Raw genomic sequence first — 14,436 nt, 5'->3', positions numbered from 1 at the left:
GCCCGGTACCCCCGGTGGCTCCCCGGCAGGCTCCCCCGATCGCGCCGGCCGCCCCGATCGGTCGCATCCCGGTCCTCGACGTCTCCCCCGTCGTCGAGGGAGGTCGCTGGCCCGCCAAGGCCGCGGTCGGCGAGGCCGTCCCGGTCGAGGCCACGGTGTTCCGCGAGGGGCACGACGCGGTCGCGGCGACCGCGGTGCTCGTCGCCCCGGACGGCAGCGACCACTCGTGGGCGCACATGGTCGACGTGGCCCCGGGCCTCGACCGCTTCCGCGCGACGCTCTCGCCCGACGCCCCGGGCGCCTGGTCGTTCCGCGTCGAGGCGTGGTCCGACCCGTACGGCACCTGGGCGCACGACGCCGCGATCAAGGTCGCGGCGGGCATCGACGTCGAGCTCATGCTCGCCGAGGGCGTCGCGCTCTTCGAGCGCATCACGGCCCTGGCGGGGCTGAGCCCGCAGGACGCGAAGACCCTGCACGACGGCGCAGCCGCCCTCGCGGACCCGTCGCGCCCCTCGCCGGCTCGTCTCGCGGCAGCCCTGTCGCCCGAGGTGCGCGACGCCCTGGCCCGCACACCGCTGCGGGACTTCGTGACGCCGTCGGGCACGTACCCGCTCGTGGTGGACCGGCCGCTCGCCCTCGCCGGGGCCTGGTACGAGATGTTCCCCCGCTCCGAGGGCGCGCGACGCCTCAAGGACGGGACCTGGCGGTCGGGCACGTTCACGAGCGCCGCGCGGCGCCTGCCCGCGATCGCCGCCATGGGCTTCGACGTGGTCTACCTGACGCCCGTGCACCCCATCGGCACCGCGCACCGCAAGGGTCGCAACAACTCGCTCACCGCGCTCCCGGGCGACCCGGGATCGCCCTACGCGATCGGCTCGAAGGACGGCGGGCACGACGCGATCCACCCCGAGCTCGGCAGCGAGCGGACCTTCAAGGCCTTCGTGAAGGAGGCCCGCCGCCTGGGCATGGAGGTCGCGCTCGACCTCGCGCTCCAGTGCTCGCCCGACCACCCCTGGGTCGCCGAGCACCCCGAATGGTTCACGACGCGCGTCGACGGCTCGATCGCCTACGCCGAGAACCCGCCCAAGAAGTACCAGGACATCTACCCGCTGAACTTCGACAACGACCCGGCGGGCATCTACGCCGAGGTGCTGCGCGTCGTGCGGGTCTGGATCGCGCGCGGCGTCACGGCGTTCCGGGTCGACAACCCGCACACCAAGCCGCTCGAGTTCTGGGAGTGGCTGCTGGCCGAGGTCCGCGCCACCCACCCGGAGGTGATCTTCCTGTCGGAGGCGTTCACCAAGCCCGCGATGATGCTCACGCTCGCGCACATCGGGTTCCACCAGTCGTACACGTACTTCACGTGGCGCAACGAGAAGACCGAGCTCGCGGAGTACCTCGCCGAGGTCTCGGGGCCGGCCGGCTCCTCCATGCGTCCGAGCTTCTGGCCCACGACGCACGACATCCTGCCGCCGTACCTGCAGCACGGCGGCGTCGCCGGGTTCGCGGTGCGAGCAGTGCTCGCGGCCCTCGGCTCGCCCACCTGGGGGATCTACTCGGGCTACGAGCTGGTCGAGAACGTGCCGCGCCCCGGCGTCGAGGAGCAGATCGACAACGAGAAGTACGAGTACAAGCCCCGCGACTGGGCGCTCGCGGAGGAGATCGGCATCTCGACGCTCCTCACGCGGCTCAACGAGGTGCGCCGCGAGCACCCCGCGCTGCGTCAGCTCCGCAACCTCACGATCCACCCCACGAGCAACGACCAGGTCCTCGCGTTCTCGCGTCACCTGCCGGCGCGCGTGTCCCCGGCCGGGACGCCCGAGCCCGCCGACACCGTGATCGTGGTCGTCAACCTGGACCCGTGGGGCACGCAGGAGTCCATGGTCCACCTCGACCTCGCGGCACTGGGCGTGCCGGCCGAGCACGGGCAGTTCGTCGCGCACGACCTCCTGAGCGGTGCCTCGTACGGGTGGGGGCAGGACGTGTACGTGCGGCTCGTCCCGCAGGAGCAGGTCGCGCACGTCATCCACGTGGGCGCGCCGTGACGGCGCCCCCGTACCTGTCGTCCCCCGGGGGCCAGGGGCCGTCCGCCACGTCGGGCGGAGTGCCGGGCGGCACCTCGGGCGGTGTCGCCCGGGACGGGCACGCCGCCGGCCCGGCTCCCGTCGCGCCCGCGACGGCCCCTGCTCCCCTGCCCGTGGGCGCACTGCCTCCCCAGCGGCAGCCGGCCGCGCCCCTGGCGCAGCGCGGGGGCCTGTCCGACGACCCCTCCTGGTACCGGACCGCGGTGTTCTACGAAGTCCTGGTCCGCGCGTTCTCGGACTCGTCGGGCGACGGCTCGGGCGACCTGCGCGGGCTCATCGAGCGGCTCGACTACCTCCAGTGGCTCGGGATCGACGCCCTGTGGCTGCCGCCGTTCTACCCCTCGCCCCTGCGCGACGGCGGGTACGACGTGGCCGACTACACCGCGATCGCGGGCCAGTACGGCTCCATGTCCGACTTCACCGAGCTCATCGCCGAGGCCCACTCGCGCGGCATCCGGATCGTGATCGACCTGGTCATGAACCACACGAGCGACCAGCACCCGTGGTTCCAGGCCTCGCGCGCCGACCCCGAGGGCCCCTACGGCGACTTCTACGTGTGGAGCGACGACAACACGCGCTATCAGGACGCGCGCATCATCTTCGTGGACACCGAGACGAGCAACTGGACGTTCGACCCGGTGCGGCGCCAGTACTTCTGGCACCGGTTCTTCTCGCACCAGCCGGACCTCAACTTCGAGAACTCGCGCGTCGCGGACGCCATGCTCGACGTGACGCGGTTCTGGCTGCAGGTGGGCGTGGACGGGTTCCGGCTCGACGCGGTCCCGTACCTGTTCGAGGCCGAGGGCACCAACTGCGAGAACCTGCCCGAGACGCACCGGTTCCTGCGGCGCGTGCGCGAGATGGTCGACACCGAGTTCCCCGGCCGGATCATCCTCGCCGAGGCCAACCAGTGGCCTGCGGAGGTCGTGGACTACTTCGGCACCGAGGAGGAGCCGGAGTGCCACATGTGCTTCCACTTCCCCGTGATGCCGCGCATCTACTACGCGATCAAGGACCAGCGGGCCAACCAGATCGTGGACATCCTGCGCGACACCCCGCCCATCCCGGCGGGCGCCCAGTGGAGCACGTTCCTGCGCAACCACGACGAGCTCACGCTCGAGATGGTCTCGACCGAGGAGCGCGCGTCGATGTACGGGTGGTACGCCCAGGACCCGCGCATGCGCGCGAACGTCGGCATCCGCCGCCGCCTGGCCCCGCTCCTGGACAACTCGCGCAAGGAGATCGAGCTCGCGCACGCGCTGCTCCTGTCGCTGCCCGGCAGCCCGTGCCTGTACTACGGCGACGAGATCGGGATGGGCGACAACATCTGGCTGCCCGACCGCGACGCGGTCCGCACGCCCATGCAGTGGACGCCGGACCGCAACGCGGGCTTCTCGACGGCCGACCCGGGCAAGCTCTACCTGCCGCCGATCCAGTCGCTCGTGCACCACTACGGCTACGTCAACGTCGAGGGCCAGCTCGCACAGCCCACGTCGCTGCTGCACTGGGTCCACGGGATGCTCGCGGTGCGCCGCCTGCACCCCGCGTTCGGCGACGGCGCGCAGGTCACGCTCAGCACCGACAACGACGCGGTGCTCGCGTTCCTGCGCCGCAACGAGGCCGAGACGATCCTGTGCGTCGCGAACCTCGCGTCCACGGCGCGCACCGCCACGATCCACCTGCCCGAGCACGCGGGGGCGACGCTCACCGACGTGTTCGGCGGGGCACCGTTCCCCCCGGTGGGCGAGGACGGCGACGTCGTGATGACATGGGGGTCGAGGGACTTCTACTGGCTCACGGTGTCGTAGATGCCGACGTCGACGGTGTCGTAGGGACCGGGCCGGCAGCCCTCGCCCGGACGGCAGAAGGAGCTGACGTGGTGCCGAAGACCGTCTCGTCCCCGCCCGTCGCGTCCCGCCACGGACCGCTCGGGTCGCCGCAGCGCGCCCCGGTGCCCGACGCGCGCCTGCTGGGGCTGCTCGACGCGTGGCTGCCCGCCCAGCGCTGGTACCCCGTCAAGGGGCTCGCGGTGCGCCACGTCCCGTGGCTGAGCTTCGCGCTCACCGATCGCTGCACGCTGCACCTGCTGCGCGTCGTGGGCGAGGGCCTCGACCTCGTGATCCAGGTCCCGCTCGTGCTCACGCCTGCGGGTCGGCTCGCGGCCTCGGGCGAGCCGGCCTCTCCCGACGCCGGGTCCGGCGCGGACGCCCAGGACGCGGCTCGCACGCCCCTGCCGGGCCTGGTCGGCTTCGTCCCGGGCCCGCCCGCCCGGCCCGGTGACCCGCTCGGCGCGCCGCTCGCGGTGCACGACGGCGCCACGCACCCCGACCTGTGGGTGGCCCTCCTCGCGGCGCTCGAGCCGGCCGAGGGGGCCCGTGCGGGAGGACCGGGCGAGAGCCCGGACCTGGCCGGGGCCCGGACGGTCGGCGGCGAGCAGTCCAACACGTCGGTGATCCTGCCCGGGGTCGTGGGGGGCTCGATCCTCAAGATCCTGCGGACGGTCGCGATCGGCAAGCACCCGGACGTCGTGGTCCCGGACGCGCTCGCGCGGGTCGGGTGGACGGGCGTCCCTCGCCCGCTCGGCTGGGTCGAGGCCTCGTGGGACGCGGTCGACGTCCCCGGCCGGCCCGCCGGGCCGGGCGCGTCGGGCCCAGGGCCGGCGGCCGGGCAGGCCGGGGCGACCGCACGGACGGCGCACCTCGCGATCCTCAGCGAGCTCGTGACCGACGCCCAGGACGGGTTCGAGCTCGCGTGCGCCTACGCGTCCCAGGACCGGTCGTTCGCCGACCTCGCGGCCGACCTCGGCGCGACGCTCGCGAGCATGCACGGCGCGCTGCGCGTCGCCCTGCCGACCGGGCCACCGCTCGAGGCGGGCTGGCTGCTGGGCGACCTGCGCCGTCGGGCCCGTGAGGCCTGCGCGGGCTCGATCCCGCTCGCGCGGCGTGCCCCGCTCGTCGAGGCGTTCCTCGACCAGGTCGGCGAACGCCTGGCGCGCGACGACGCTCCCCCGCCCCTGCTCCAGGCGATCCACGGCGACATGCACCTGGGCCAGGCCCTGCACGCGCGCGGCGACGGCTGGAAGATCCTCGACTTCGAGGGCGAGCCCCTGCGTCCCGTGTCCGAGCGCACGCGCCCGGACCTGCCGCTGCGCGACGTCGCGGGGATCGTGCGCTCGCTCGACTACGCGGCGGCGGTCGGCGGTGCCCGCTCACCCCGCTGGACGACGACGGCGCGCACCGCGTTCGTCGAGGGCTACCGGCGGGCCGTGGGCGAGGACGACGGGACGGCCGGGCTCTCGCTCGCGACGACCGAGGCCCTGCTGCGGGCGCTCGTCCTCGACAAGGCCCTGTACGAGGTCGTGTACGAGTCGCGCAACCGGCCAGCGTGGGAGCCGATCCCGCTCACGGCCGTGGACCGGCTGCTGGGCGGGCGGTAGGCAGGGCAACGCACGACGCCCGTTCCCCGGTGTCGCCGCACGCACCGGCGCGACCGGGAGCGACGCGCCCCGAGGCATGATGGTGCCGCGGTTCGACGACGATCCCTCACCCTTGGAGCCACCCGTGACCTCGGCCCCCGCCTCCCCCACCCCGACGGCGCTCGACGGCGACACGTCTCCCCTGCGGAGCCTCGAGCGCCGCGAGCTGCACACGGGCTGGACCGTGCGGGCCGCGGCCGGCCCTGTCCCGGCCCACCTCGCCGCACGCCTCGACGCCCCGGTCCCCGCGACCGTCCCCGGCACCGTGCACACCGACCTCGTCACGGCCGGGATCGTCCCCGACCCCTACCTCGACGACAACGAGCACGTGCTCGCGTGGATCGGCCGGTGCGACTGGGAGTACCGGACCACGTTCGAGTGGGCGCCCGACGGCCACGAGCGCCACGACCTGGTCGCGGACGGGCTCGACACCGTCGCCGCCGTGAGCCTCAACGGACACCTGCTCGCCGAGACCGCGAACCAGCACCGCACCTTCCGCCTGCCGGTCGACGAGCACCTGCGGCCGGGCACCAACGAGCTCGTCGTCCGGTTCGCCTCGCCGCTCGCGTACGCTGCGGCGCAGAACGTGGCCATGGGCTACCGCCCGCACACCAATCCCCACCCGTTCAACGCGATCCGCAAGATGGCGTGCAGCTTCGGGTGGGACTGGGGCCTGGAGACCGCGACGTCGGGCATCTGGCGTCCCCTCGCGCTCGAGGCGTGGTCGGGCGCCCGGCCCGCGGCCGTGCGGCCCGTGGCGACGGTCGAGGGCTCGGCGCACACACCGCCCGCTGCCGACGCCCCGGTCGCGGCACGCCTCGCCGTCCACGTCGACCTCGAGCACGCGGTGCGCGCCGAGGAGAGCGGCGGCGCGGCCGTCGAGATGCCTGCTGCCGTCGACGTCCGGGTCGCGGTCCACGTCGCGGGTCTCGTGACGACCGCCCTGGTCCCGGCGGGTGCCACGTCCGCGGTCGTCGACGTCGACCTCCCGGCCGTGCGGCGCTGGTGGCCGCGCGGGTTCGGCGAGCAGCCCCTGTACGAGGTCACGGTCGAGCTCCTGGCCGACCGGGGCGCCGACGCCGTCATCGCCCCCTTCCCGACCACCGAGCCGACCACCTCCCCGGCCGCGGCCGCACCGCGCGGGCCGCGCGCCGTCGTCGGGCCCCTCGACGTGCGACGCCACCGCGTGGGCTTCCGCACCGTCCGCCTCGAGATGGAGCCCGACGAGCACGACGGAGAGCCCGGCACGTCCTTCGTGATCGTCGTCAACGACCAGCCCGTGTTCGTGCGCGGCGCCAACTGGATCCCCGACGACGCGTTCCCGCACCGTGTGACGCGCGAGCGGTACGCCGCGCGGATCGCTCAGGCCGAGCGGGCGAACATCAACCTCCTGCGAGTCTGGGGCGGCGGCATCTACGAGGCCGACGGCTTCTACGACCTGTGCGACGAGCGCGGCATCCTCACGTGGCAGGACTTCCTGTTCGCGTGCTCGACGTACGCCGAGGAGGAGCCGCTGCGCAGCGAGGTCGAGGCCGAGGTGCGCGACAACGTGGTCCGCCTGGCCCCGCACCCGAGCCTCGTGCTGTGGAACGGCAACAACGAGAACCTGTGGGGCTTCCACGACTGGGACTGGCAGCCGCGCCTCCAGGGCCGCACGTGGGGCCTGGGCTACTACACCGGGCTGCTGCCCGCGCTGCTCGCGGAGCTCGACCCGGGCCGCCCTTACACGCCGGGCAGCCCGTGGTCGGGGACGCTCGACCTGCACCCCAACCTCGACGCGCACGGCTCGGTGCACCTGTGGGGCGCGTGGAACCGCCAGGGCTACGAGGTGTACCGCGACCACGTCGCGCGCTTCGTCGCCGAGTTCGGCTGGCAGGGCCCACCCACCTGGTCGACGCTGCGCGACGCCCTGTCGGACGACCCGCTCACGCCCGAGTCGCCCGGGATGCTCGTGCACCAGAAGGCCGCGCAGGGCAACGACAAGCTGACCGACGGCCTGCTACCCCACTTCGCGCTGCCCGACGACATGGACGACTGGCACTGGGCCATGTCCCTCAACCAGGCGAACGCCATGACGGTCGGGATCGAGCACCTTCGCTCGTGGAGCCCCCGCTGCGCGGGCTCGATCGTGTGGCAGCTCAACGACTGCTGGCCCGTCACGTCGTGGGCCGCGGTCGACGGCGCGGGTCGCGCCAAGCCCACGCTGTCCGCGCTCCGGCACGCGTACCGGGACCGCCTGGTCACGCTCCAGCCTCGCAGGCCCGACGGCGGCGCCCCCGTCCCCGGTGGCCCCTCGGTCCTCGCGGTGGTCGTCGTCAACGACTCGCCCGACGCCTGGAGCGGGACGCTCGTCCAGCGCCGCGTGCGCTACGACGGGACGGTCCTCGCGGAGACGAGCGCCGGCGTCGGGCTGGCGCCGCGCGAGACGCGCACGGTCCTCCTGCCCGACGACGTCGCGACGGCCGCGAGCGCTCGCGACGAGCTGGTCGTCGCGATCCTGGGCGACGAGCGCGGGCTGTGGTTCTTCGCCGAGCCGCGCGACAGCGCGCTGACCGGCTCCGGCCTGGACGCCTCGGTGCGGGTGCTGGAGCGGGCGGGCGACCCGGCGCTCCCCGTGCCCGGGTCCCTGCGGACCCCCACCCGGTCGAGCGGGCCCGCGCACCGCTACGAGGTCGCCGTCACGGCCCGCGAGCTCACGCGCGACGTCGCGCTGCTGGCCGACAAGGTGCACCCCGACGCGACCGTGGACGACCAGCTCGTGACGCTCCTGCCCGGCGAGAGCGTCACGTTCACCGTGACCTCCCCCGCCGCCCTCGACCCCGACGCACTGGTCGCCCGCAGCGTCCTGCGCTCGGCCAACCAGCTCGTCCCGGGCACCGGCACCCCACGCGGAGACGCGTGACCCCACCCGCCGGCCGCGACCCCGACCGCGGCCTCTCGACCCCCGCGCCGCCCCTCGGCCCGGGTGAACCCGGGCCGCCACCGCCGCGACGCGGCGCGGGGAGTGCACAAGCAGCCCGGCGACGTGGAAAGGTTGGGCCATGACCGGGTCATCGACACCTCCGAGCTCCCTCCCACCGCTCCCCGTCGTCCCTGCCGATCCCGCGGCGCTCGCGGCCGTCGCGCAGGGACGGTCCTTCGACCCGCACGGGGTCCTCGGCCCGCACCTGACGGCCGTCCCGCTCCCCGGCGGCCGCACCGGCGGCGCCGCCACGGTGCGCGTCCTGCGCCCGCTCGCCGACGAGGTCACGATCGTGACCCTCGACGGCGAGTTCGCCGCGACGCACGAGCAGGACGGGATCTGGGTCGCGGTCGTGCCCGCCGCGGTCGACGAGCCGCTCGGCGCCGACGCCCAGGCGGCGCCCGTGCTGCACGCCCCCGACTACCGGGTCCGCGCGCGCTACGGCGAGACCACGACCCTCCAGGACGACCCCTACCGGTTCCTCCCGACCCTCGGCGAGGTCGACCAGCACCTGCTGCGCGAAGGCCGCCACGAAGAGCTGTGGACGGTCCTGGGCGCCAACCCCACGACCTACCCGAGCGTCCTGGGCGAGCCCGGCTCCCCCGGCACCACGAGCGGCACCGCGTTCGCGGTCTGGGCCCCCAACGCGCGCGCCGTGCGCGTCATCGGCGACTTCAACCACTGGCAGGGCACGACGCACGCCCTGCGCGCCCTGGGCGACACCGGGGTCTGGGAGCTGTTCGTGCCCGGGATCGGCCCCGGCACGCTCTACAAGTACGAGATCCTCACCCCGGGCGGGACGTGGCTCCAGAAGGCCGACCCCCTGGCCAAGGGCACGCAGGTCCCGCCCGCCAACGCGAGCGTCGTGGTCGAGTCCCGGCACGAGTGGACGGACGCCGACTGGATCGCCGAGCGCACGGCCCGCGACCCGCACACCGGCCCCGTGAGCATCTACGAGGTGCACCTCGGCTCCTGGCGGCAGGGGCTGAGCTACCGCGAGCTCGCGGAGCAGCTCACCGCGTACGTCCTCGAGACGGGGTTCACGCACGTCGAGCTCATGCCCGTGGCCGAGCACCCCTACGGCGGCTCGTGGGGCTACCAGGTCACGAGCTACTACGCCCCGACCTCGCGGTTCGGGCACCCCGACGACTTCCGCCACCTCGTCGACACGCTGCACCGCGCCGGGATCGGCGTGATCCTCGACTGGGTCCCCGCCCACTTCCCCAAGGACGAGTGGGCGCTCGCACGGTTCGACGGCACCCCGCTCTACGAGCACCCCGACCCGCTGCGCGGCGAGCAGCCCGACTGGGGCACGTACGTGTTCGACTTCGGGCGCAACGAGGTGCGCAACTTCCTCGTCGCCAACGCGACGTACTGGTTCGAGGAGTTCCACGTCGACGCGCTGCGCGTCGACGCCGTCGCCTCGATGCTCTACCTCGACTACTCGCGCAACCCCGGTCAGTGGCACCCCAACGTACACGGCGGGCGCGAGAACCTCGAGGCCATCGCGTTCCTGCAGGAGACCAACGCGACGGCCTACCGCCGCACGCCCGGCGTGATGATGATCGCCGAGGAGTCCACGGCCTGGCCGGGCGTGACGCGCCCCACCGACGCGGGCGGCCTCGGGTTCGGGCTCAAGTGGAACATGGGCTGGATGAACGACTCCCTGCGCTACGTCGCCGAGGAGCCCATCAACCGGCGCTACCACCACCACGAGATCACGTTCTCGATGGTCTACGCCTACTCCGAGCAGTTCGTCCTGCCCATCAGCCACGACGAGGTCGTGCACGGCAAGGGCTCGCTGTACGGCAAGATGCCCGGCGACGACTGGCAGAAGCGGGCGGGCGTCCGCTCGTTCCTCGCCTACCAGTGGTCCCACCCCGGCAAGCAGCTGCTCTTCATGGGCTGCGAGATCGCGCAGCACGCCGAGTGGAACGAGGCCGCGAGCCTCGACTGGGCGGGGCTCGGCGACCCCGGCAAGGCCGGGGTGCAGCGCCTCGTGCGCGACCTCAACGACCTCTACCGGCGCACGCCCGCCCTCTGGGCGCTCGACCACGACCCGGCGGGCTTCGAGTGGCTCGACGCCGAGGACGCCGACCACAACGTCCTGGCGTTCCTGCGTCGCGACGCTGCCGGGAACCAGGTCGCCGTCGTCGTGAACTTCGCCGGGACGCCCCACGAGGACTTCCGCCTCGCCCTGCCGCACGGCGGGCGCTGGCGCGAGGTCCTCAACACGGATGCCGAGGTCTACGGCGGCTCGGGGGTCGGCAACCTCGGCGAGGTCGAGTCCGAGCCGCGGCCCTGGAAGGGACGCGCGTCCTCGGTCGTCCTGCGTGTGCCACCGCTCGGGGCGCTCTACCTCGAGCCCGTCCCGGAGGGCTGACGCCACCTCGCCGGGGTCGCTCGGTCCGCCGCCCCGGGCGCACCGGGCCGACGGCTCGGTGAACGACGAAGGGCCTCGGCACGCGACGCGTGCCGAGGCCCTTCGAGGTCGTCAGTACAGGTTGATCGCCAGGAGCTGGCGTGCCTTGCCGACGCGCGGGTCGGTGGGGCCGAGGATCTCGAAGTAGTCGACGAGGCGCAGGCGCAGCGTCTCCTTGTCCTCGGCGCTCGCGCCGGGCAGGAGGTCGAGCAGACGACCGAACGCGTCCTCGACCTTGCCGCCCAGCATGTCCATGTCCGCGACGTCGAGCTGCGCGGCGAGGTCGGTGGGCCTCGCCGCGGCCGCCTCGCGCGTCGCCTGGAGGTCGAGGTCGCGCGTGCGGCGCAGCAGGCCCACCTGTGCCAGGCCGGCGGCCGCGAGGTGGTCCCGCGGGTCCTGCTTGATGGCCTTCTGGTACGCCGCGACGGCTGCCTCGAGGTCGTCGCGCTCGATCGCGTCGAACGCCTCCTGGTGCAGCGGTGGGAGCTCGGGCTCGGGCTCCGCGGCCACCTCTGCGTCGGGGTTCGGGACCCCCTGCGCGGGAGCACGGCCCGTGACGCCGTTGCCCTCGGCGATCTGCAGCACCTGCTGCAGGACCGCGCGGACCTGGTCGCCTGCGGCGGCACCCTGGAAGAGCGGGACCGGCTGGCCCCCGACGATCGCCACGACCGTCGGCACGCTCTCGACCTGGAAGGCCGCGGCGATCTGCGGGTAGGTCTGGGCATCGACGCGGCCCAGGAGGAAGCGGCCCGCGAACTCCTCCGCGATCGCTCCCAGCTCGGTGCCCAGCTGTGCGTTCGCCTGGTCGGTGGGGATCCACAGCAGGACCACGACCGGGTACTGCGTGGAGTCCTGGACGAGCTGCGGGAACGTCTCCTCGGTCACGTCGACGACGTAGCCGCCGGCCTCGGGCGCACCGCCGGGCGTCCCGGGCGGAGGCGCCGACGGACGGTTCAGGGACGACAGGTCGACGGCGCCGCGCACGTCGAAGTTCGGCTGCTGGCTCGGTTGGCTCATGCGCTCATCCTAAGGAAGATCGTGGTGCCGCGACGCGGCAGCTCGGCGAGAAGGTTCGACGACGCTCGGCGGCCGCCGGGGTCCGACGCCGGCAGGGCTGCACGCCCCGTCCTGCCGAACCCCGGGACCACCTACGAGGTCGCGACCGACGTGACGATGTTCTCCATACCGAGCACCTGGACGCCCGTGGTGGCGTCGGCCGGCGGGATGTACATCGCGACCATGGTCGTGTAGCCCACGTTGAGGACGTTCGTCGGAGGGGTCGCACCGAAGAGGGCCTTCTCCGTCTCGGTGCCGGGCGTGATCTTCGCGCCCTCCTCCGCGGTGCGGGTCTCGAGGGCCGTCATCGCGGCCATGACCATCGCCCCGCCGTCGGCCGTGCGCACCGCGCGCGCCTCGCCCGCGGTGGGCGTGAACGTCATGGTCTGCGTGCCCGCCGCCGTGGCGAGCGGGGCCGCCTGCGTCTGCGCGTTGGTCGCGACCCAGGCGCGCAGCGGGTCGTCGGCGAACGAGGCCGCGAAGCCCGAGCCGGCCCCCAGGTTGAGGACGTCGGCGTACTGCGCGACCGCGTCCGTGGGCGTCATGAGGAGCGACGGGTCGTCGAGCGGGACGGACTCGCTGCCCACCGCGGCCCCCGCGAAGCTCGGCAGCTTGACGCTCGGGAACAGGCGCACCCAGGCCCAGAGCTTGTACGGGTCGCGCGCCGTGGTCTGCTCGTACCCGAGGAGCCGCGGGGACTGGAGGTCCTCGGGCTGCTCGGTCACGGCGTAGGCCTGCCGGGGCCAGGAGTCGGTCGTCGTGATGATGTCCTGCTGGACGGCCGTGGGCAGGACCGTCACCAGGTCGCCGTTGCCACGGGTCGCGGCCACGCCGAGCTGGCTGGTGCGCAGCGACAGCGCCGGCCCGCTGAGCCGGGTCGCGAGCTGGGACGCGTCGTGGGTCGCGTTGGCCGCGTCGAGGGTCGCGCCGACGGCCTCACGGACCTCGGCCATCTGCTCGACGGTCAGTGCGGGCTCGGCGCTGGCCGAGCTGTCGTCGACGGTGGGGGTGGGAACGGGCGACGTGCAGCCTGCGAGCAGGAGCGCGCCGAGGACGGCGCCGGCCACCGCGGCCGTACGGGCCGTGGAGCGGCGGGAGTTGCGCTGGCTCATCGGTCTCCTCCGGTCGAGTCGGGGTTCTGGGTCTGGTCGTTCTCGTCGGATGCCGCGGGCTGGGCGGCCTGCGTCTGGCCGAAGCCCCACGCCTGGCGCCACGCGTCGGCGCGGGCCGTGGCCGAGCTGCCACCGGCGGACCCCGCGTCCGTGTCGGCCGAGGGGGCGGGGACGACCGGCTGCGCGGCCGTCGCGTTCCGCTCTCGTCGCACGACAGGGATCTGCCCGGTCATCCAGCGGTTGCGCGGGCGCTGTGCCCGCGCGTCCTCCTGGGCCAGGCGCTCGGCCGCGAGGCGGTCCCGCTCGGCCTTCTCGCGCAGCTCACGACGGGTCAGGGTCCCTGTCGCGCCGGTCTGGGCGGGCGGTTCCGGCGCGATCGTCTGGGGCTGCCCGGCGGACTCGGTCGACGTCGCCGCACGGCTGGGCCGTCCGGCGTCGGCACGACGCTCGGTCGGCGCGGCAGGACTGGTGTCCCCGGTGCCGCTCGTGGTCTCCGGCGCCCCGGAACCGGTACCGGTACGAGCCGTCCGACCCTTGCCCTTCGTGCGGCTCTTCTTCGTGCTGCCGCCGCCGTCGGCGTCCTTGTCCTTCTTGCCGCCCACGAACGAGAGGACACCGATGGCCAGTCCGGCGACCAGGAGCAGCGAGCCACCCGCGATCCCCGGCCACTGCCACGGGGTCGAGACCTCACGGGCCCAGGTCAGGGTCACGACGGGGCTCGCCGGGTCCTCACCGGTCCCGGCCGCGAGCAGGCTCCAACGGCCCGGACGGTCGGACCAGCGCAGGCTGACCTCTCCCGCACCGGCGGTCTCGGCGAACCACATGTCGGAGCCGGCGGGGTCCACGCCCACGACGGGCGCCTCGGCCGTGGCGTCCGCAGCGGCGTCACCCTCTGCGGGCGCCTCACCCTCGGCGGGCGCCTCACCCTCTGCGGGGGCTTCTCCCTCGGCAGGAGTCTCCTCGGCGGGCGTCGTCGTCGCGACGGGCTTCGTCGCGAGCGTCTCCCAGTCGGTGAGGCCCGTGATGACGGAGTGCGCGTCGGTGCCGACCCATCCGGTGACGTCCACGTCGCGCCCGATCACGAGCGTCACGGGCTTCTCGTCCGCTGTCTTCGCCGTGACGGTCACGTCACCGTCGACCAGGTCGAGGACCCCGGGCTCCGAGACGACCAGCGGCGACGAGCCGTCGGCAGCGGCCGTCGCGACGACCGTCTCGCTCTCACGCCAGAGGGTCGCGGAGGCGACTCCTGTGCCGATCCCTACCAGGCCGAGCACGATCAGGCCGGCGGCCAGGATTCGTTGAAGCACCGAGTTTCCCTTCGTCAT

The 14,436-nt window shown here is 73.9% G+C and carries 8 protein-coding genes; 5 read left to right on the top strand and 3 right to left on the bottom strand.

The genetic code is table 11. The features are described 5' to 3' along the window. The first annotated feature begins 14 nt into the window (after positions 1-14). From OERS_RS16615 to glgB, 5 genes are all read left to right on the top strand, one after another. The gene (locus OERS_RS16615) at positions 15-2,045 is read left to right on the top strand and encodes an alpha-1,4-glucan--maltose-1-phosphate maltosyltransferase (protein ID WP_068627124.1); all 2,031 of its coding nucleotides are present in this window, start codon (positions 15-17) and stop codon (positions 2,043-2,045) included. A gap of 161 nt (positions 2,046-2,206) precedes the next feature. Further along, positions 2,207-3,892, top strand: coding sequence for a maltose alpha-D-glucosyltransferase (gene treS, locus OERS_RS16610; protein ID WP_436278141.1), 1,686 nt, complete (start codon positions 2,207-2,209; stop codon positions 3,890-3,892). A gap of 68 nt (positions 3,893-3,960) precedes the next feature. Continuing rightward, the gene (locus tag OERS_RS16605) at positions 3,961-5,520 is read left to right on the top strand and encodes a hypothetical protein (RefSeq protein ID WP_083201562.1); all 1,560 of its coding nucleotides are present in this window, start codon (positions 3,961-3,963) and stop codon (positions 5,518-5,520) included. 124 nt (positions 5,521-5,644) lie between these two features. Then, positions 5,645-8,461 (top strand): glycoside hydrolase family 2 protein, encoded by a 2,817-nt coding sequence (locus OERS_RS16600; protein WP_248948675.1) that lies wholly within the window; start codon positions 5,645-5,647, stop codon positions 8,459-8,461. A gap of 139 nt (positions 8,462-8,600) precedes the next feature. Then, positions 8,601-10,904, top strand: a complete 2,304-nt coding sequence (gene glgB, locus OERS_RS16595; protein WP_068627122.1) for a 1,4-alpha-glucan branching protein GlgB — start codon at positions 8,601-8,603, stop codon at positions 10,902-10,904. A 111-nt stretch (positions 10,905-11,015) separates the two neighbouring features. On the opposite strand, the gene OERS_RS16590 is transcribed toward glgB, so the two are convergent. The 3 genes from OERS_RS16590 to OERS_RS16580 form a co-directional block, all read right to left on the bottom strand. Next, positions 11,016-11,960, bottom strand: a complete 945-nt coding sequence (locus OERS_RS16590) for a tetratricopeptide repeat protein (RefSeq protein WP_068627120.1) — start codon at positions 11,958-11,960, stop codon at positions 11,016-11,018. A gap of 131 nt (positions 11,961-12,091) precedes the next feature. Beyond that, positions 12,092-13,111, bottom strand: coding sequence for a hypothetical protein (locus OERS_RS16585; protein WP_068627119.1), 1,020 nt, complete (start codon positions 13,109-13,111; stop codon positions 12,092-12,094). Further along, positions 13,108-14,436, bottom strand: coding sequence for a hypothetical protein (locus OERS_RS16580; protein WP_068627117.1), 1,329 nt, complete (start codon positions 14,434-14,436; stop codon positions 13,108-13,110). The genes OERS_RS16585 and OERS_RS16580 overlap by 4 nt, the downstream gene beginning before the upstream one ends.

Source organism: Oerskovia enterophila, assembly GCF_001692445.1.
Lineage (GTDB): Bacteria > Actinomycetota > Actinomycetes > Actinomycetales > Cellulomonadaceae > Oerskovia > Oerskovia enterophila.
Note: the sequence above shows the minus strand (reverse complement) of the source record. Positions and strands in the feature narration are given on the sequence as shown.